This window comes from Sediminibacterium sp. FW305-C-61 (genome assembly GCF_058231065.1).
In genome coordinates this window covers 272,586-293,720 of record NZ_JBIQXR010000003.1, presented here as the reverse complement: position 1 = coordinate 293,720, position 21,135 = coordinate 272,586, and the positions used below count along the sequence as shown (strand labels likewise).

17 protein-coding genes are annotated in these 21,135 nt (G+C 38.9%); 5 read left to right on the top strand and 12 right to left on the bottom strand.

Annotated features, from left to right (window positions below):
- Positions 1 to 125 precede the first annotated feature (125 nt).
- Entirely contained in the window at positions 126 to 926 is an 801-nt protein-coding gene (locus ACH30E_RS10220) for a hypothetical protein (RefSeq protein WP_490824740.1), read from the top strand.
- Between the two features lie 13 nt (positions 927 to 939).
- Positions 940 to 1,530 carry a hypothetical protein gene (locus ACH30E_RS10215; RefSeq protein WP_490824739.1) on the top strand — a complete coding sequence of 197 codons (591 nt, stop codon included), beginning with the start codon at positions 940 to 942 and terminating at the stop codon, positions 1,528 to 1,530.
- A 146-nt stretch (positions 1,531 to 1,676) separates the two neighbouring features.
- Here ACH30E_RS10215 and ACH30E_RS10210 read toward each other — a convergent pair whose 3' ends face one another.
- Positions 1,677 to 1,886 (bottom strand): hypothetical protein, encoded by a 210-nt coding sequence (locus ACH30E_RS10210; protein WP_490847339.1) that lies wholly within the window; start codon positions 1,884 to 1,886, stop codon positions 1,677 to 1,679.
- An 11-nt stretch (positions 1,887 to 1,897) separates the two neighbouring features.
- On the opposite strand from ACH30E_RS10210, the gene ACH30E_RS10205 reads away from it, so the two are divergent.
- Both ACH30E_RS10205 and ACH30E_RS10200 read left to right on the top strand, forming a co-directional pair.
- Positions 1,898 to 2,755, top strand: a complete 858-nt coding sequence (locus tag ACH30E_RS10205) for a dienelactone hydrolase family protein (RefSeq protein ID WP_490824738.1) — start codon at positions 1,898 to 1,900, stop codon at positions 2,753 to 2,755.
- A 374-nt stretch (positions 2,756 to 3,129) separates the two neighbouring features.
- A complete protein-coding gene (locus ACH30E_RS10200; protein WP_294995558.1) occupies positions 3,130 to 4,176 on the top strand; it encodes an NAD(P)-dependent alcohol dehydrogenase in 1,047 nt (348 codons plus the stop codon).
- A gap of 69 nt (positions 4,177 to 4,245) precedes the next feature.
- On the opposite strand, the gene ACH30E_RS10195 is transcribed toward ACH30E_RS10200, so the two are convergent.
- The 11 genes from ACH30E_RS10195 to ACH30E_RS10145 all read right to left on the bottom strand — a co-directional run bounded on the left by ACH30E_RS10195 (position 4,246) and on the right by ACH30E_RS10145 (position 20,607).
- Entirely contained in the window at positions 4,246 to 5,760 is a 1,515-nt protein-coding gene (locus tag ACH30E_RS10195; protein WP_490824737.1) for an alkaline phosphatase family protein, read from the bottom strand.
- 20 nt (positions 5,761 to 5,780) lie between these two features.
- Positions 5,781 to 7,265 carry a SusD/RagB family nutrient-binding outer membrane lipoprotein gene (locus tag ACH30E_RS10190; protein ID WP_490824736.1) on the bottom strand — a complete coding sequence of 495 codons (1,485 nt, stop codon included), beginning with the start codon at positions 7,263 to 7,265 and terminating at the stop codon, positions 5,781 to 5,783.
- Between the two features lie 18 nt (positions 7,266 to 7,283).
- A complete protein-coding gene (locus tag ACH30E_RS10185; RefSeq protein ID WP_490824735.1) occupies positions 7,284 to 10,454 on the bottom strand; it encodes a SusC/RagA family TonB-linked outer membrane protein in 3,171 nt (1,056 codons plus the stop codon).
- A gap of 194 nt (positions 10,455 to 10,648) precedes the next feature.
- Positions 10,649 to 11,020 carry a hypothetical protein gene (locus tag ACH30E_RS10180; RefSeq protein ID WP_294995571.1) on the bottom strand — a complete coding sequence of 124 codons (372 nt, stop codon included), beginning with the start codon at positions 11,018 to 11,020 and terminating at the stop codon, positions 10,649 to 10,651.
- A gap of 220 nt (positions 11,021 to 11,240) precedes the next feature.
- Positions 11,241 to 12,371 carry a TIGR03364 family FAD-dependent oxidoreductase gene (locus tag ACH30E_RS10175; RefSeq protein WP_490824734.1) on the bottom strand — a complete coding sequence of 377 codons (1,131 nt, stop codon included), beginning with the start codon at positions 12,369 to 12,371 and terminating at the stop codon, positions 11,241 to 11,243.
- The gene (locus ACH30E_RS10170) at positions 12,361 to 13,644 is read right to left on the bottom strand and encodes a DUF5690 family protein (RefSeq protein ID WP_490824733.1); all 1,284 of its coding nucleotides are present in this window, start codon (positions 13,642 to 13,644) and stop codon (positions 12,361 to 12,363) included. The genes ACH30E_RS10175 and ACH30E_RS10170 overlap by 11 nt, the downstream gene beginning before the upstream one ends.
- A 9-nt stretch (positions 13,645 to 13,653) precedes the next feature.
- A complete protein-coding gene (locus ACH30E_RS10165; protein WP_490824732.1) occupies positions 13,654 to 14,337 on the bottom strand; it encodes an HAD family hydrolase in 684 nt (227 codons plus the stop codon).
- Positions 14,334 to 14,921 carry a phosphonate degradation HD-domain oxygenase gene (locus ACH30E_RS10160; RefSeq protein ID WP_490824731.1) on the bottom strand — a complete coding sequence of 196 codons (588 nt, stop codon included), beginning with the start codon at positions 14,919 to 14,921 and terminating at the stop codon, positions 14,334 to 14,336. Before ACH30E_RS10160 ends, ACH30E_RS10165 begins: the two co-directional genes overlap by 4 nt.
- 108 nt (positions 14,922 to 15,029) lie before the next feature.
- A complete protein-coding gene (locus ACH30E_RS10155; RefSeq protein ID WP_490824730.1) occupies positions 15,030 to 16,556 on the bottom strand; it encodes a SusD/RagB family nutrient-binding outer membrane lipoprotein in 1,527 nt (508 codons plus the stop codon).
- A gap of 18 nt (positions 16,557 to 16,574) precedes the next feature.
- The gene (locus ACH30E_RS10150) at positions 16,575 to 19,868 is read right to left on the bottom strand and encodes a SusC/RagA family TonB-linked outer membrane protein (RefSeq protein WP_490824729.1); all 3,294 of its coding nucleotides are present in this window, start codon (positions 19,866 to 19,868) and stop codon (positions 16,575 to 16,577) included.
- A 157-nt stretch (positions 19,869 to 20,025) separates the two neighbouring features.
- Positions 20,026 to 20,607, bottom strand: a complete 582-nt coding sequence (locus tag ACH30E_RS10145; RefSeq protein WP_490824728.1) for a helix-turn-helix domain-containing protein — start codon at positions 20,605 to 20,607, stop codon at positions 20,026 to 20,028.
- A 91-nt stretch (positions 20,608 to 20,698) separates the two neighbouring features.
- On the opposite strand from ACH30E_RS10145, the gene bamJ reads away from it, so the two are divergent.
- Positions 20,699 to 21,133, top strand: a complete 435-nt coding sequence (bamJ, locus tag ACH30E_RS10140) for a BamJ family beta-barrel-assembly machinery protein (protein WP_490824727.1) — start codon at positions 20,699 to 20,701, stop codon at positions 21,131 to 21,133.
- Positions 21,134 to 21,135: the final 2 nt, after the last annotated feature.

The window sequence follows — 21,135 nt, the reverse complement described above, 5'->3', positions numbered from 1 at the left end:
ATGTGATAAAATTTCTAACTAGTTGTAATTCAACACTTGTCGATGATACAATCGGTCAAATGAAATCATGAGTGGTTTGCAATAGCATAACCATGGTTATAGTTTTGCTTCCTGAAAATAACAACATGAAACAAATACTATTAACTGCACTGTTGCTTTGCATATCGCTGGCATTTCAACAGGAAGTAAATGCACAGGGTTTTTTAAAAAAATTGAAAGACAAAGTTGAAAAGAAAGCGGAGGAAGCAATTGATAAAAAGATTGCCGACAAAACAGGTGGTTCAACAAATAACGGCGGCAGTAACAATACTGTTAACCAATCTACATCTAAAAACGGAAAGCCTGTAAATAATACTGGTGAAGGGTTAAAAAACACCACCCCACCGGATGTATTACAGCAGATAACAGATGCAGATCTGGCATTTAATAAACAACAATACGGCGAAGCCCGTTTTTCTATACAACAGGCTTTACTTGGTGTTGAATTGCAAATAGGCAAACAATTGTTGCAGTCTCTCCCTGAATCAGTTGCCGGATTACCAAAAGACTCTACGGAAGACAGGGTTATGAGTACCCGTTATGGCTGGGCAAATCTTACCATCCAAAGGGTTTACCAGAAAGATGATCAGCAACTTTCGATGCTGGTAGGAAATAATGCTATGTATGCCGGTATGCTTGATATGTATTTTGGCTTCGCTGCTACACAATCGAACGGCGAAACACAAAACACCAAACAAATCAGGATCAAAAACAATAAAGCCATTATTCAGTTTGATGCAAGAGAGGGCTATACCGTATTAATGCAATTAGGTACATCCGGAATGGTTACCTGGAAAGGCATCAACTTCGCTACTGAAAAAGATATGATGGATGCCGTGCAACAATTCGATATAGATGCTATTAAAAAAACAATGGGAGAACAATAATCAACTTATTACCATGAAAAAAACATTTATCATCCTGACTACTACACTCATTTGCAGTTTTACTATGGCACAGGATTTCAAAAAAAATATCACCACTGCTCAAAACAGTTATAAAGCCGGTGAATTACAAGATGCTCATTTCGCTTTATTACAAATGATGCAAGACCTCGACATAACCATTGGCAAAGAAGTATTAAAACTGTTTCCTGCTTCTATGGATAGCTTACAGGCCGTTCCTAAAGAAGAAAATGTATTTGGCAGTAACCACCTTGCCGGTGTTACTATTGAAAAGAAATATGGATTGTACGCCAAAAAGGGTGAACTAAGTATTGTTATCAATTCGCCGCTGCTTAATACCATCAATACCTATATCAATTCACCACTAATGGCCGGTTTTAGCAGCGACCCTAACACTAAAATTGTAAAAGTAGGTAACTACAAAGCAAAGCTCATTAAAGAAAACGACGAACAAAACAACTATGCCCTGGAAATTCCATTGAGCAACGCTTTACTTACCCTAAAAATTACCAATAGTTCCGAAAATGAACTGCTCTCTATGGCTTCAACTATCCCAATTGCTAAAATGGCAAGTTTGGTGCAGTAGGTTTTTGGGCCATAAAATAGGAGCTTCGAGTCTCACATTGGATGGAACGCAGTTCCTCATGATTTTCAGGATTTATCCTGATAGATCCTGAAAATCATGAGTATCCGTGTTCTATTAATAGCAGATTGTGCATTTTCGGCAACCAACTATTTCTTTAAGCAACTCACTTTAAATTTTCTCCCACCTTTAATCCCATTAAAAGCAGAAAGCTTAGAATAAGCATCAATCAAGGCTTGCAGCTTGCAGCCAATTTTCCCCGGACAGCAACGTCTAGCAGCTCTTCTCTCTCGGCAAACAGCTTTTTTTACCCGGTAAAAGGCTTTCATCTCAAAAGCTTTAATGGTATATTTATACAAAACACAACTGTATGAACCAAGCCATTATAAACCTCTACGACGAGTATACGCATAAACCTCTGCCCAGAGAAGTCTTTTTGAAAAGACTGGCTATTCTTGCAGGTAGCACTACTGCAGCTTTAGCCATCTTACCGATGCTTGAAAATAATTATGCTATAGCAGCTACCATTCCTGAGCAAGACATTGATTTATATACAGAAGATATCACCTACGATGCAGATGGTATTACCATGAAAGCTTATCTCGCTAAACCCAAAAAAGAGGGAAAATATGGCGGCATAATGGTGATACATGAAAACAGAGGACTCAACGACCATATACGTGATGTAGCCAGAAGAGCTGCAAAAGCTGGTTATGTAGTTATTGCCCCTGATGCTTTAGCACCTGAAGGCGGCACACCCACAGATCAGGATAAAGCAAGAGAACTGTTTAGTAAAATCGATGCTAAACAAAACCTCAACAATTTTGCCAAAGGGTTCGACTATTTAAAGAGCCGTAAAGATTGTAACGGACTCACCGGATGCGTTGGTTTTTGCTGGGGCGGTGCTTTGGTTAACCAATTAGCCGTAAACGTACCCGATCTTAAAGCTGCTGTTGCCTTTTATGGCAGACAAGCAGATGCCGCCGATGTTCCTAAAATAAAAGCAGCCCTTCAATTACATTATGGCGGATTAGATGAACGGATCAATGCAGGGATACCCGCCTATGAAGAAGCACTGAAAAAAAATAAGGTGAAATATGAAGTATATATCTATGAAGGTGTTAACCACGCTTTCCATAACGATACTTCCGGTGCAAGGTATAATGAACCAGCCGCTAAACTGGCATGGCAACGTACATTGGCTTTTTGGGCTGCAAATATGAAATAGTTTCAAGGGAATTGGTTTCAGGCTGCAAGCCGCAAGCTGCAAGCTACATGCCTTGATGGGTGCTTATTTTTGACTTTTTGCTTTTAATGGAATTAGAAGACTGCTTGCGAAATAGAAAATTTAAAGTCAGTTGCTTAAGGAAATATTTGGTTGCCGTAAATGCATTATCTGCTATTAATAGAACACGGATCTTCATGATTGTCATGATAAATCCTGAAAATCATGAAAATCTGTGTTCCATCATACGCGACACCTACAGCTCGCGGCCAAATTTCCCAGAACAGCACTGGAATAGATCCTTGAATTTATAATTTTTAAATCAACCTGTAAACAATAGGGCAGAACAACTGTTACCTTTGTTCAAATATTTAAACATGATAGCAACCAAAGCCTATGCAGCACATACTCCGAAAGCTGCTCTTGCACCTTTTGAATTGGAAAGAAGAACCCCAGGACCCTTAGATATCCATATTGAAATATTGTATTGTGGCGTATGCCATTCCGATATTCACCAGGCCCGTGAAGAATGGGGCAAAGCAATTTTTCCAATGGTTCCCGGACACGAAATAGTTGGAAAAGTAGTTCAGGTGGGCGATAAAGTAACCAAGTTTAAAGTAGGAGACCTGGCTGGAGTGGGTTGTTTTGTTGACTCCTGTCGCACTTGCGAAAACTGTAAAAATGATCTTGAACAATATTGCGATGATGGTATGGTAGGTACTTATAATGGCCTGGAAAGAGTTACCAACGCACCTACCTATGGTGGTTATTCTACCAATATAGTTGTAGATGAACACTACGCCCTGCATATTTCAGATAAACTTCCACTTGCTGGTGTAGCCCCATTGCTTTGTGCTGGCATTACCACCTATTCACCACTGCGCTATGTAGGCGTTAAAAAAGGACACAAAGTTGCCGTATTAGGGTTAGGTGGACTAGGACACATGGGTGTAAAGTTTGCTGCTGCTTTCGGAGCAGAAGTTACCATGCTCAGCACATCACCATCTAAGGAAGCCGATGCAAAAAAATTAGGCGCTCATCATTTTGCCCTGATCACCGATAAAGAAGCCATGAAAAAACTGGCCAATTCTTTCGATTTTATCCTTAATACCGTTTCTGCAGACCATGAATATGGAACTTACCTGAACCTGTTGAAAACAAATGGTGTTATGATTATTGTCGGTCTTCCAGAATCTCCATCTAAAGTACCCGCTTTCGATCTGATTCCAAAACGCAGAAGCATCTTGGGATCCATGATCGGCGGCATTAAAGAAACACAGGAAATGCTTGATTTCTGCGCAGAACATAATATCGTTTCAGACGTTGAAGTAATCTCCATAGAACAAATAAATGAAGCTTATGAAAGAATGATCAAAGCCGATGTGCGTTATAGATTTGTGATTGATCTGGCCTCACTGAAATAAATACATCTTTACAAAAAAACACCCCGATATATCGGGGTGTTTTTTTGTAATTATTTTCCTCCTGTTAATCTATTGTGCAACTCTTTCCGTTTTGGCATAATTGATATACCTGTTTTTTTCAACCACACTAATATCCAATATTAGTTTATACTTTATTCCCCCAACGAGTGTACTGGTTTCAACTCGTTCTTGTTTAACACTGGGGGCACTTTCTTTCGTTTGTTTCAGCAACTCTTTAAATGCTCTGCCTTCCATTGTCTTAGGTGCTGGTATTTTATAGATAGATAATACAGTAGGTGCAATATCAACATTTGAAGTTGGCAGGTTACTTTCAAACAACTCCTTAAAAGACGGACCTTTTGCGAGTAAAGCAATATGAACTTCATATGGACTAAACCCGCCGTGTCCGGCCACCCCACGTGCAAAACTTGCACCTGCGTAGCCTGCTTCGTTTTTATCATCGTTCCAGTTTTCGTCAACCAGTATATCAGCGGCTCTTTCGGGATGGTTCCAGTGTATTGATTCGAACGATAAAGTTCCAGGCACCCAACCTTTCTGATCGCCCCTTTTAGTTCCTTTTGTAAAAATGGCCCCAACCCAATTCTCTTGTTGTAATGCCTCTACCACTTTTCTAATGAGAGCAGTATCCTTATGTTTAATATACAAAGCACCTTCCGCTGCAACAATATCGTCAGACTCTTTAGATTGCTTCAGGCCTTTTTGTATCAAGAAATCTGCAATACCTAATTTTCCCTTTTTTGTTACAAATCCATGATCCGTAGAGATGATGATGTTTACTCTTTTACTCATCCCTTTTTCTTCAAGTGCCTTAATAATTCTTCCAAACTGTTCATCAACAGATCTGATGGAAGCATTTGCATTTGGTGAACCTATTCCATCACTATGCGCAGCACCGTCCGGGTCAGAAAACCAGATTGCATTAACAAGAGGTCCATCGGATGCAAATCCAAATTGAATCAATGCATCCGTTACCCATTTATGTTGCGCACTATTGGGCTTACCATGGGCAGGAATTGGCCCCAATACTTTAACAAGCGTCTCTTTAAATTCTGCCGGAAGTATCATAGATGTATTTACAATCGCACCTCTTCCAACTTTATGGTTTTGAAGCAGCGCTTGTCCACTTGATCCCGAACTGAATACCATCATCCTTTGCCCTGCTTTTTCCAAAGCTTCACCCAGAGAAATTGCAGTCAATAAATTACCATGTGTCGCTTCAGTGATACGGTTTAATTCATTTGCTTCTCCTGTATTAAGTCCTTTTAAAGGTTCTACCTGAGGAAAATAAACTGTATTACCCATAATACCATTAGTACCAGGATAGCTTCCTGTTGAATAACTGGAAGAATTCACCCGTGTTACTGTTGGAAAAACACTGTGGTGTTGTTTTCCATAAGACCCTTGTTTACTGAATGCATATACATTCGGCATTAACTCAGGCGTTATATAATCAGGTCGCAATCCATCAAAGAATACAATCAGTGTTTTAATAGATGTATCTACCTGAGCGGTTAATTGCAAACCAATGCCTAAAGTCAAAATGATCAGGCTATATTTTTTCATAAACTAATTTTTACTGTTGATTATTTTTCCCACCATACTTTAATATCGCTGTTATCGCCACCCATTGATGTCACAGCTTTTGCCAGGTTCTCTGCATTTAATGACTGCAGGTAACTCGGATAAGGCACTCTGCTTGGAAATTTATTCTCAGCCGGTATACCAGTGCCCCTTGGTAAAACAGGATATCCCGTTCTTCTCTTTTCAAACCATGATTGATAGTCTACAAAGAAATATGCGTAGTATTTTTGGAGCATAATTTGCTCTAATTGCTTTTCTGAACTGGCTGCTACATCATACAGTACTCCTGGCTGGTTTACATAGCCTGTTGGCACCGTTAATCCCCATTGAACCATGGATGCAGTGATGCCTGCTTCATAGTGTTGTTTGGGAGTTTTCCCGGTATTGAACCCTTTTAGTGAAAGTTCTGATTTGATGAATTCCAATTCAGATAAGGTCATCATAATACCCATTGGCACATAAGTTTTCAAAACATCATTGTAGCTTGAATTACGACCAACCTGGTATTCAGTAGTTGTTGGATATCCACTTTCAATACCTACATAAGTTGGCACACCCCCTACTGTAACAGTGGTACACCATAATGTTCTTCTTGGATCATTGTCGGCATTCATTTTATCCATGAAAAATTTGGTGAAATAAACTCCATCGCGCCAATCCAGTTGTCTTGCATTATAATATGGGTTGAAATAAGGATAAGACCCTGTAAAGCGAAAAATGGCTTCGTCTGCATTCGTAGTAAACAAAGGATATTTTACCTGATCTGTGAGCATTGCACTGATCTGGTTATTTACACTTATCTCATCGTTACGCTTTGATATTCTCAACAGTAAGCGAAGTCTTAAAGAGTTACAAAACTTTTTCCACTTCACCATTCCAGGATTGATGGTACCTGATAATGTATTGGCATTGTACAGTACATCGCCACCATAAGTCAAAGCTTTACTGGTATTAATCATGTTATTAGCTGTTTCAAGGTCTGCCAATATCTTCGTATAAATATCTTTTTGCTTATCGAATGCAGGCTGAAAATTTCCTTTGGTTGCTTTAATGGCTTCACTATAAGGAACATCACCATATAAATCAGTCAATATGGAATAAGCCCATGATTTGTAGATAAGTGCAATGGCTTTATAGTTTGGTTCATTTAATTCATCCGAAATTTGATATATATCTTCAATATCGGTGAGATAGGAATAAAAATTACTCCAAACACCCGCTCCGGGGTTAACAACATAACGGTGTAACCCGGTTCCACCCGGACTAGAACGTGGCGCATCTACCTGCATTAGTTCGTGCGTAAAATTTCTGGAAGCTGTAACAGCGGAGCTAACTATCCGGTATTGAAGTTGGCTAAGCATTACACCGGGGTTTACTTGTTTTGGCCTGTTTGGATCTGTATTCAGTGCCTCAAAATTTTTGGCACAGCCCGATAAAAAAACAATGAGGAGCAGTGCAATGTATGGTGATGATAAATACTTTTTCATGATTACTGTTTTGCTTGGTTAGAATTTGAATGTGAGGTTAATACCCATATTCCTGGTAGACGGAAACTGTGTTAATTCAACACCAGGTGTTAAGGTTCCACTATTCAGGTTCCCTCCTTCGGGATCAAAACCAGGGAAGCTGGTAATATTAAACAGATCGCGGCCATAGATGGCGATGCTGGTTTGTCTTATTCCGATCTTAGCCAATGTCTTTTTAGGTAAACTAAACTCAACACGTGCTTCACGTAATTTCAGGTATGAAGCATCAAAGATGTTCATTTCAGCATTGCCTATTGCGTAGATATTATCATAGTATGAGCTGGCTGGAACATTTACGGTATTCTTTTCATATTTACCAGTTCCGTTATTATATACAACCCCATCTCCAACTATTCCATTATCTCTGCCAGGTAAAGTGACTTTTGTTTTACCCAGTGTATTGTTTTTATGGTTGGTTTGAGAATACATGCTGCCTCCTTTCTGTCCATCTAACAGGATATTAATCCTGAAATTGCCGATGGTGAATTCATTCATCAATCCAGCTTTCCAATCAGCAAAAGCATTACCCCATTTCTTCACAACCGGATCAAGTGGTGCAGGAAGTCCGTTTGTAGAATAGATGATTTGTCCATCTGCTGTACGCTGAAAACCCTTACCATACATATCTCCCATCCTACCGCCAACGCGTGCTTCGATGCTCACGTTACTACCATGACTATAAATAACCTGGTTTGTAATACCTGCCGCCAATTCACGAACATAACTTCTGTTTCTGCTCCAGGTAAGTGTGCTTGTCCAGGAGAAATGTTTATTGACAATCGGTTTTCCTGTTAATGTTAACTCAATACCCTTACTGTTAATTAATCCGGCATTAACTAATGCATTTGAGTAGCCGGATACTGGATCTAATGGAATGGCCAGAATCTGGTTTTTACTTTTATTATTATATACAGCCAGATCAACTCCTATCCTTCCTTTATAAAAACGCATATCTAATCCCGCCTCATAACTGGTTGTTATCTCTGGTTTGAGGTCAGTATTAAATAAGGTTGATGGATTGGTGAAGCTATTACCATAAATACGGTCATAATATTTATCGGTTTGGTATGGTCTTGTATCATTACCAACCTGTGCCCATGAAGCCCTGAATTTTGCAAAGGAAATAAGTTCAGGCAAGGTGAACATATCACTCAATAAAAAACTGGTACTTACTGAAGGATAGAAAAATGAATTATTTTTAAAAGGCAATGTGCTCGACCAGTCGTTCCTTCCGGTAAGGTCAACAAATATTTGGTCCTTGTAAGAGAATTGTGCAGATCCATAAACACTATTGATGGCTTTCTTTGTTTTAACCGCATCAACAACTGCAGGATCAAGGCTATTGGATACCTGATATATTCCGGGCTGTGATAACTGATCGGCATAAGCTCCTGAGAAATCATAGGTTTGTCTCATGGCATTTGCACCTCCGGAAATAGTATAATTAATATTGTCACCGAATTTGTCTTTATAGGTGAGCAAGAAATCACTATTCATTTCATAATTGAATACATTCTGCTCGCGATACATTCCACGCGGGTATTTTGTCATGCTGTACGGACGTTGTTGCGAACGAAATTCAAAAGACAAATCCGTACCTGTACGCAGCATTAGTTCCAACTTTTTATTGATGGTATAAGTAGCTGAGATATTTCCGATCACACCATGTTTATTCATTTTGTTCAGCATTTCATACAAATCAAGGTATGGGTTATCGGGCCCGGGGTTAAATGGATTTCTTTGTTTAACGCCAACAAGTCCTGGCTCCCAATAAGGTTTAAACCATTCGGGCCTGATATTTGGTGCAGTACCGATAATCAGGAAATACATGATGGTTTGGTTATTATATCCTGCAGTTGGAAGGTTATCGCTGTGTTTATTGGTATAATTTACTTTACCGTTGATTTTGAGTCGATCCGAAACTTTTTGAGAAACAGACAATGCTGCGTTTATTCTTTCAAAACCAGTATTCGGTAAAATCCATTCATTTTTAAGATGGGTAACAGATAAACGAGCAGAACCCTTATCGTTTCCACCTTCCATAGAAATACTATTGGAAATGGTAAGTCCGGTTTTAAAATACCCGGATATATAATCCTTATGCGCAACCCATGGTGTTCTTACTGTTGGTCTTCCATCGGGAGCAGCTGGATTAAACTGGAAATATTGCTGACCATTGAATCTTGGTCCCCATGCCCTACCTGCAGCAACACCGGTGCTGGTATTTGGACCATCAGGACTATCGAGATAAGAATAATAAAGATTAGTTCTTCCTTCGCCATATTCAAATTGATAATCCGGCCATCTGTTTACTTGATCGATACTGATATTTGAATTGAAGGTTACACCAATTCCTTTATCACTGCGTTGCCCTGTTTTTGTAGTGATGATGATTGCACCACCTGCTGCGCGGCTTCCGTATAAAGCGGTTGCACCCGGACCTTTCAACACAGTAATTTTATCGATATCATCTGGGTTAATGTCTGATAGTCCTGAACCAAAATCAACAGGTCCGTCTGAAGAAAGGTGAGCACTATAACCAGTACCTGTTATTCTGCTGTTAACCGGTACACCATCAATAATAATGAGTGCCTGGTTATTATCAAGATTAAGTGAATTTTCTCCACGCAGGGTAACGCGTGATGATCCCATCGGACCAGAGCCTGTTCCCTGAATATTTAAGCCCGCTACTTTTCCTGAAAGGGTATTTACCCAGTTATTGGTTTTTGCATCTTTAACTGCATTTTCTTTTACCGTTTGTGCGGCATATCCAAGCGATTTCTCTTCTCTGCGGATACCAAGAGCTGTTACTACAACTTCCTGTAACACTTCTTTTTTCTCCTCCAGAAAAATCATCAACTCTTTCGTATTCTTTACGGTAATTTCTTTATCCTGGTAACCGGTATAACTGATAACCAAAATTGAATTAGATAAAGATTTACCCTGCAGGTTCAATGTAAAAGAACCATCTGTTTGCGTAGCAGTTTTTATATCAGCGCCTTTTAACTGCACGGAAGCACCTGCCAGCGGATTAGATGCTGTATCTTTTACAAAACCTTTGATCGTTTGTGCATTAGAGATAGCTGCCAGCATTACCAGGCAAAGCATTAATAATAGTTTTCGGGGGAATGGGGTAGGTACAGATTTCATAAACAGTTTTTAAGACTGCAAATGTTTCTGTTTTAAAAGCAAGGAGGAACAATAGAAAGTAAACTTAATGATTCAATGAAGATTTGTTCACAGTATAGTAAGAGATCGCTAACAATTTGGTAACTGTTAGGTGTTAGGTGTGAGGTATTAGGTGTTAGGTGTGAGAAATTGCTAAAGGCTAATTGCTTAAAAACCTACACTGCTATTGCATTGCGATGTGATAACTGAAGAAATTGTTCGAATGCTTCATCCGACCATTTGTTTTTTTCTTCCACCCACATACAAAGATGATTTTTTACGCCTGTTAATTTTGCCCATGCCTGTTTGAGAATTGCCGGTTCATTTGATGGGCGTTCGGAAGAAGTTTCTGATCCAAGTTCAGCGATAATTTCACCATTCATTCCCCTGAAACTGTCTTTAAAGAATTTACCAACCGGTGCTTCTGTTTCGCCGAAAACACAATTACCGAGAATCAATCCCCATACCGTATCTCTTTCTGGATTAAGAATAATATTGAGATGCAGGTATGCAATCGTTTCTCCCTGTTGATTGGTTATGGCGGTCATATCGGTTGTTTTGGGAGGCCAATGTTAAGTATATGAAATTACATTGGCCAGTATTAGAAAAGAATTAATGGTAAGTTTACAATAACATAACATGAGATAATCCAAATCTCCTTTGTTTTCTCAAGATAAAATCGTATATAAATTAGTTGTTTCCGAAAAAGAAAATATCAATTTGAATATTGTCTTTTTTTTTTGTTGTTAACCATACAATCGGCTTAACTTAAGCATACAGTTTTATCATTTCTTCAGCAAGGCCAAAGGAAAGGGTCATTCCGGCACCACCAAGGCCATTAAGAATGAATACATTATTGACAGGCGACAAACAGATTTCAGTTGCCCCATTTTGCATTTTTGGATAAATACCATTCCAGCTTTGCTCCAATTGCCAGTCGGAATAATTTAACATCTGCCCTAAATACGATAAGATCAATTGATTAATATGTGCTGAATCAAATGGTTCAAAACTATGACCATATTCATGAGAGTCTCCCACTGTTAGTTGCCCACTTTCATTTTGTGAGACCATAACATGTATCCCTTTATCAATATACTCCTTCATCTCTGCCTCATAACGTTGTGCTAGCTTTGATATGCCATTTGCTTTTGCAAAAGACTTATAATGAACCAACGATAATCCTCCACAAACTGATGTTCCAATTTTAAATTTTTGATCAGCGGATTTAAAACGCATCATTTGCAGTTTACAACGGGTAATCGGCTGATTGGAGAAAACAAGGGGAAATAAAGTTTCGAAATCCTGCCCGCTACAAACCCAAACCTGATCGGCTTCCAATTTTTGATCTCCAATATATACTGCACCCGCTTCTACTTGGGTAACCTGTGTCTTAAACATGAATTCAACATCAAGAAAATTTTCGAGGTAAGTTACTACAGTAGGAATGGCAATGCGTGGGTCTACTATCATTTCTGTAGTGCTAAACAATCCACCCAACAACCCTTTTTGTTTAATATGAGGAAATCGTGCCGCTATTGTAGAAGCACTAATTAAATACACCGGCCTTCCTTCTGCCTGAAATAATTCAGCTAATTCTTCTAAAACCTGCCATTCATCGATATGATAGGCGAGATGTATACTCCCGGTTTCGCTATACCACATACCCGTACTCTCACTAATATCTTTCCATATTTGTCGGGTTCTCATGGCCCTGTTTAATAGCAAGCCATCTGGCTGACCAATTGGCCAGATCATCCCAAAGTTTCGGATTGAAGCTCCAACAGCTTTTTCAGATTTTTCTATCACTGTAACGCTATAGCCTGCCAATGATAATGCTCTTGCTGTTGCAAGACCTACTATACCTGCTCCAATTACAATAGCGGTTTTATGACTCATATACAACTGTTGATTTGAATTTCCTAATAAAATAAACCATTGCTGCCACTGTTAGTGATATTCCAATCACTGACAGGTAGATTACTCCGGTACTATATATTTCAATCCATTGGGTTTTAATTTTAAGGATTGTTTTCATAACAATTACACCAACACTTCCCATGTATCCAAAAGAGTCGGCCACATACATTAAAAAACCAACATTACCTGCAGTTCCGAAAGCCGCTATCATTCTGTCGAACAAAATACAATTGAATGGAATATAGCCCATGTATAAACCCAACCCCACAATACTCATCCACAAAAAAGGATCAAGCATTCCAAATGAAAACATAACCGAACTTATTCCTGCTAATAAAAAACCTGCAATAATGAGGTAGTGGGTAACAATAAATGCCTGCTTATTACTTCGAATCAGCATCATTGCACTTATTATTAATAACACAAAAATTGTTACGGGAATTTCGGTATTGGTAAATACGCCCGGATCATTCCCATAGCCAAGTTCATTCCACATATCTGCTGCAAAATTATCCCGGATATCCCTGAAAATGGTTAGAAAAACATATACTACAATAAGCAGTACAATCCCGATACTAAACTTCTTAAAGAATGCTTTTCGTTGGAGTTTGTCCATTGGAACGCGCACTACCTTATGCTTTTGGTCATCTAATGATGGCGGAGGAATTTGTTCCAGTAAATAGACCAGTATCAGTACTGGAAGCATAAATACCAATCCTGTTATGAATGGTAACCATTTCTCTGCTATATTAAAATTCAATAACAACCATTTCGCAACTGACTTAACAAAGCCTGATGAAAAAATAAAACTAACGGCTAATGCAGCTCCAATAAAGTCGGTCGCTTTTCGTCCTTCTGCAAAAGAGAAAATAATACCCCAAATAATTCCTAAAGGGAAGCCATTAACAAAAAGAAACAGTATATTATAAGGTGAAGGCACCAATGCAAACAACAATAAAGCAGACCATGATATGGCTAATAACAATAGCACCAGTTTTCCTCTGCCAATATGCGCTAATTCAGCAATAAATTTTATTCCATAAAACTTACTGAACATGTAACCTAACACCTGACAAATTACCAATGCATCTTTGTAGGCGAGACCGAATATATGACGCTCTTCGCTAAATGCTCCTACGGTAAAAGGTTTTCGGAATGCATATACGGATGCATAAGTTAAAAAGCAGATAAGTGCTGCATATATAGCAACCTGGATATCCTTTTTTTGTGTTCCCTTCTGGTTAAACTGCATACTTATGTATTAGAGTATTGCTGTTAATTCCATCAGTGAGTCAATGATAAAATCAGGATTATATTGCATCAATTGTTCTTTATGATACGCTCCTGAGGTTACAGCTATTACCAAACCGCAATGTGCATTCCTGCCTTCTTTGATATCAACTTCGGTATCACCTATTTTAGCAACTGCTGCCGCATCACTGATATTCAGTTCATTCATAAGGTATTCAATCATATAAGGAGCTGGCCTCCCTTCAGCGACCTGGTCGCTACAAATTACTTTGTTTATATATGGATGATTATTCCATCCGATATTTGCCAAGAGCGCATCTGTAATAATGCTTGTAAACCCTGTATTTAACGCCACTTTAATATTCTTTTCCTGTAACCATCTAAATATCTCTTCGGCATACGGAAGTGGTTTCAGGGTTTTCGTTTCCTGGTAAAAACCAACCATCAAATCATTAAACCGAGTGTGAATAGTCTCAATTAGCATTTCATTGTCTGAAGCAGAATGCTTGCTGAATTTTTCAACAATAATCTTTACAGCATCGATTTTACGATACCCCATAACCTGATTAACTTCAGTTGGCTCAACATCAATTCCTGATTCGGAGAAAGCAACCCGAAAGCAATCATTGATATTTCCCTCATCACTTACCGTTGTGCCGGCTATATCAAATACTGCTAAAGCTATTTTTTTCATATCGAAAGATTATTTTGTTCTAAAAGGTGTTTCTTCATCTTATCTGCAAAAGTTTTAAGATCAGGCAAGGGTATATTTTCAACTTTAGCTTGTTCATCCCATTTACGCAAGGCTATATACAAATCAAACAAGGGATCTTCTTCAAATGCTGCTGCTTCTTCAGCAGACATTATACCTCCCTGAAATTGCAAAGTTTCCAAACTGGCTTTTGAAAGATTTCTGAGATAATCAGGATATCTATAAGTCAGATATCGTTTTGCTTCAACATGCGATGCCACGAGTTGTGCGATTTTCGTAGAGAATCCTTTATCCGAAAGATATCCAGCACCAATTCTTTCATGATCTGCAACTCCATATTCATCCATATAGCGGACATCCATAATGTGCTCACATAAATGACCGATATCATGAAAAAATGCTGCTAGAATTACCTCATCGTCATAACCTTCTGTTTCTGCCAACTGTGCGCATTGACACATGTGTTCTACCTGAGATACTTTTTCGCCTATATAATTTTCATTCCCATAAGCATTATATAGCGCAAGAATATTTTCTATATGTTTATCGATCATTTCTAAAGTCATAAATCATGTATAATATTTTCCACAGATGGAGATAAATCTTGAAGCAATGGCGTAACCAATCAGTTACGCCATATACTACTAACAATAAACCTACCGAGCTCTTTCTTATTATTTAATGATCCACATTGAGGTATTGAGATCGTCAGCCCCTTGTCTGCTTACTGCTTCTGCTCTGTTTGCTTTGTTTAATGATTGTTCAGAAAGTGGATAGATATATCTAAGCGGCACTTTATTATTATTTAAGTTGTCTGCACCTGGAATAATCTCCGGCATGCCAGTTCTACGCCAGTCGAACCAGGCTTCCAAACCGTTAAAAAACAGGGCAATCCATTTTTGCAAAGCAATCTTTTGTAATTTTTCTGTTTGCGTTCCTGTATAAGCTACTCCCTGCTGTGTGTAATAGCCTGCCGGTGCCGTAATATTGATTCCATATTGTGATGGTACCATTCCATTGTAAAAACTAATATTCGCCTGTATACCACGCAGGTAATAATCTTCAGGGGTGCTTGCAGAAGTGATCATACCTTTCTCGGCTGCCTCTGCAAGTATAAACTGTAATTCAGCGTAGGTCATAATTAAACCTCTGGCTACATTGGGCAATGGAGCAGCCTGACCACCATCGTTACATACCAGGCATGCATAGCTGTAACCAACTCGTGACACGCCTTGTGGTCCGCCATTGTAATTAAGTGCAGCAACATCACCTAGTCCATTAGGAATTCCTTCTATTTTAGGATTACCTGCTGCAACCGATTTTTGTGATGGTCTTCCAAATACTGCTAAGCGGGGATCATTTATAGCGGTTAGCCTGTCACTTAATGTTTTGCTTACCCTGAATTCATCAAATGAGCCCACTCTCGCACTATATAAGGGCCACTGATTAGCAGGAACATCAGCGAGATACTTTAGTTCGGCATTATCACTATTACTTGTAAAAATTGGATTTGCAGTAGGATTTGCAATAATTGCCTGCATATCCGCATTTACATTTTTTTTCTTTGAAAGGCGCATTAATAGACGAAGACGAAGTGAATTAGCCAATCTTTTCCATTTGTCAATTGAGCCATTGTAAAGAATATCTCCGCTAACTGCTTCGCTACTTGTACCGAGGATATCATTTGCTTTTTTCAAGTCTGCCAGGAGTCCGGTATAAATATCTTCCTGTTTGTCATATTTAGGAGTATAGATACCTTCTGCTTTTGCTTTAGTGGCTTCAGTATAAGGTATATCACCATAAGCATCTGTTGCTAAAGAAAACATCCATGACTTCAGAATCAATGCAACGCCCAGGTAATTATTTTGAACAGGTGTTGAAGCATTGGCCAGGTCTATCATGTTTTGCACATTGCGCATATTACCGTATACACTGTTCCATACACCATTTTTCTCTCCCCATAAATACCGGTCTTCATTTACAAATTGAATCTTAGCGGTATGCTGGGCAACAATATTTCCGATACCCCAGGCTTCATTAACCTGGTCGTTTATTGTATTTTTGATAACACCAGACAATAACAGATCAGGGGTTACTGTTCCTGGCACATTTGGATTGGTATTGATCTTTTCAAAATCCTTTGTGCATGAACCAAGTGCGAATAATGAAAATGAACCTATTATTAGAAATTTATTTTTCATTTCAGTAAAGTTTTCAGGTTATAATTTAAAGCTGAGATTTACGCCAAAGCTTCTGGATGATGGAATAGACATATATTCGATACCTGGCAAAGCAGTACCTCCTGAAAACGACATTACTTCAGGATCTACATGCGGTACTTTTGTCCATAGTGCAAGATTTCTTCCTACCAGACTAATTGTTGCGCCTCTAAAAGGAGTACCTCTGAATAATTTATCAGGAATGGTGAATCCAAACTGTACCTCTCTCAGTTTTACAAAGCTTGCATCGTACATAACCCCTTCTGCAATACTTCTTCCACCAGTCCAGGCAGTATGCCATTCGCGTGCAGTTCTTTTAACAGTGTTCGGACTAAAAGACCCGTCTGTATTAAGCACTACTCCCTGACCAATAACACCATTGCCCGGTTTTGTGAGATCATAACCATCAGCCCGGCCTTCAAGCGTTTCAATAATAATTCCTCCTTCACGTCCAACTGTTTGTGTTTCAGAATATACTTTACCGCCATGTCTTATATCAAACAGGAAGCTTAACCTGAAATTTTTGTAGGTAAACGTATTGTTGATACCTGCTAACCAGTCTGGATTGTAATTTCCCAGTTTAATTCGCTGTGTAGTTGGAATGGGTCGTCCATTGTTAAATACCATCTGGCCAGTATATTTACCAGACCCATCGTAATATGGAGCTGTTTTGTCTGTGCTTTGAACACGTGCAAAGCCAATACCATACATATCTCCCATTCTCTCACCAACACGTGCCTCAATACTTACTCTTCTGCTTGCCATAACAAGATTTGTCAAACCATCAGAAAGTGATACTACTTTACTTCTGTTTGTTGAGAAGTTGATATCTGCTGACCACTTGAACCCTTTTTTAGTAATTACTGGCACCACATTCAACATGGCTTCAAAACCATAGTTTTTTATCTTACCAGCGTTGATGGCCCTGCTGCTGTATCCTGTTGTATTAGATAAAGGAATATTAATGATCTGGTTCTTGGTATTACTGTTATAATAAGTAAGATCAAGACCAATCCTGTTTTTCAGAAATTTAATTTCTGTGCCAATCTCAAATGCAGTACTGATTTCAGGTTTCAGGCTAAGGTTTGCCAAACGATCGGTTTCACCATATATCTGAGCTGTACCAAAAGCAGTACCTGGATTAAATGCCTGCGTAAATGTAAACGGATCGGTATCATTACCTACCTGTGCCACACTTGCCCTTACTTTAGCAAAACTGATATAAGATGGCAATTTTGCTATATCGCTTACAATGGCACTCAAAGCAGCAGATGGATAGAAGAACGAGTTTTGTTCGTTTCCTAATAATTTTAAACTACTGGGTAATGTAAGCGCGCTGGACCAGTCGTTACGTGCTGTAATATCCAGGAAAAGATAATTTTTATACCCTAGTTGAGCTGATCCATAAAGACTGTTTACTCTTTTTTCGGAGGTAGATTGGCTTACATCAAGCGGAACACGATTATTGCTGAGTTTATAAATGCCTGGAATGTTCAATTGACCGGCATTCAATTCATTATAATCACTTTTCTGGATAGTCTGGTTACCGCCAAATGTTCCTGAGATAACCAAATCGCTGTTAAGTTGTTTATTAGCGCTAAAAAGGAAATCACTGTTCCTTTCCTCCGCAATCACACGTGCCTCGCGATACTGGCCAAAAGGAAAGCGTTGTGTGCTGAATCCTCTTTTGTACATTCTCACTTCACTTGAATAGTCAGTAGCTGTTCTGAATTGAACACTCAGCCAATTCAACAAATCATATTTAAGTGTAACATTACCAATAATACGATCCAGGTTCTGGCCATTTGTATTTTCATATACAGTTAAATATGGATTGTCGTGGTAGTTATAGTTCCAACTGAATTGCTTTCTGTTTTCCAGTCCTGGCTGCCACAGGCGTTTCATTTCATCAAGTTTTACAGACCTGGGTAACCAGCAGTTAAACAGATACATGATATTCTCGGTACCATAGCTGATAGATGGTCTGTTTCCGCTGTTACTCTTGATATAACTTACAAATGCCTTTGCAGAAAATTTGTCTGTAAGATTATATCCGCCACTGAAAGAAACTGTATTTCTTTTGAGATCCGTATTCGGTACAATTCCTTTCTGATCTAGATTGGTGTATGATAACCTGAAATCACCAAACTCATTACCACCTACTAGCGCTACATTATTGGTTAGGGTAGTTCCGGTCTGAAAGAAATTCTTTACCCCATCTGCATCGTTTAACCATGGGGTAGCTGTTATTACACTGCCCGCAGGAGCATTAAGGTCACCACCAAGGAATGGAATAGTTTGACCATTCAAAGTACGGGGCGAATTAAACTGCGGATATGACTGGCCTGTAAATGCAGGGCCCCATGATTCATCTGTACCGTCAGTAAGACCTGCACCACCACCATTTACAAAAGCAAAAGCACCACCGTTACCATTTCCTTGTCCATATTTATTCTGATACTCTGGCAGGCGCAGTGCTTTTTCCATGGTAAAGTTGGAGTTTACTTCCACGCCAATTCCTTTCGCATTTTTTCCTGACTTGGTTTTAATAACAATTACACCATTGGCTGCTCTTGAGCCATACAATGCAGATGCAGCAGGTCCTTTTAATACGTTAATTGATTCAATATCATCCGGGTTCAGGAAGCTGGCTCCATTACCGAAATCTACTTCCAGATTATTTCTTCCGGATCCTCCGGTAAGGGAGTTATTTATAGGTACGCCGTCGATAACATATAAAGGCTGGTTTTTATTCAGATCAATTGATCTTTCACCACGAATGGTTACACGGGCAGAACCACCGATACCTGAATTACTACCAACAACAGTAACACCGGCAATTTTACCGGCAAGCTGATTTACCACATTGGTTTCTCTTGCAGTGGTTAAAGCTTCACCCTTTAATTCCTGTGAAGCATACCCCAGCTTCTTTCTTTCTTTTCTGATACCCAAGGCAGTAACCACCACATCTTCTAACTGCTGAACAGCGGGAGATAATAAAATATTGAGATACTCACCGGATACATTTTTTTGGATAGTTGTATACCCAACAGAACTGATGGTTATTTGAGAACCATTTGCAGCTAGAATTGAAAATTCTCCCTCCGCATTTGTAAATGTACCATTGCCATTATTGGATATACTGGCACCTTCAATCGGCTTCTTTGTAATTGCATCAGCTACTTTTCCCCTGATGGTAATATTCGTTTGAGCCAAGGTGCAGAAACTAATGAGCTGAGCCATTAAGAAAAAGGCCAAACTCACACTGCGCCATACAGTTTTTTGCGCTTTCATAAGCAGGTTGTGTTTTTTTAAGACACAAACTTATCTGCGGAATGTTACGGCAAAATGTGCTCTAGGTTAAGGAAAAGTAAAGTAATACTTTACAATATTGGGTAAAAAGTGGAAGTAATTAATAAATATTAAACTTTTGTAAATAAATTGTTAAGCCTCACACAGGGTTATTCTTAAAGATATAAACCACCAGCATCAGTGCTTCTTCATTTCCGCGATTGATAGGATTATGTAATTCACCTGCATCAAAAAAAAGAGAATCGCCTTCTTCCATATCAAAAGACTCTTCGCCAATGAAATAAGTTATTTTGCCACTGATCAGGTATTTAAATTCAAATGCATCTGTTCGCACCATCGGGCGTTTAGCATTGGCCGATAAGCGCAACAAAACAAAATCAGTGTGAAAATCCTGTACAGTTGTTGAGAATAATCGCTGATAGTAAAACCCAACTGCGTTTTCTTTTTCAAATGGTTGATATTGTTCCTTTTTTCGGAAAATAACCTTGCTATCTGGCGCAAGCAAATTGATGTCTTTAAAGAAATCATTAAAGTCTATATTCAACGATTTAATCAGGTTCAGTAAAACAGTCAGAGAGGGAATTGTCCGGTTATTTTCAACCTGACTCAACATTGCTTTCGATACACCGGCTGCTTCTGCCAATTCCTGCAGTGTAATATTTTTTTCTTTTCGCAAATCGCGCAGCCGATTACTGATCTGAATAATGATATCTTCCTGCATAACCTGATTTTATCTGTAATATAAACGGTTTCTGTCGTTTATAAACGTTCATAAATAAAGAGGTTCCCTTAGTTTTGTAAAAAGTAATTTTATGGGAGTAGCAGATCAGTTAGCGCAACTAAAGGCAGAAAAAGCTGCCGCCAATTTAAAAGCAGGTCAGGATTTTTTAGCCACCAATAAACAAAGGCCGGAAGTAACTGAACTTGAGAGTGGTCTTCAATATGAAATATTAACCACTGGTACGGGTGAAAAGCCTAAAGCTCATAATGAAGTAACCTGTCATTATCACGGCACTTTAATCGACGGAACTATTTTTGACAGTTCAGTACAACGTGGCCGTCCGGCAGCCTTTCCATTGAACATGGTAATTAAGGGTTGGACCGAAGGCTTACAACTCATGCCGGTTGGCAGTAAATGGCGTTTCTTTATTCCTCCTCATCTTGGATATGGTGAACGTCAGGTAAGCGCGCAGATCGGCGCCAACAGTACTTTGATATTTGATGTAGAATTAATCAGCTTCAGATAATT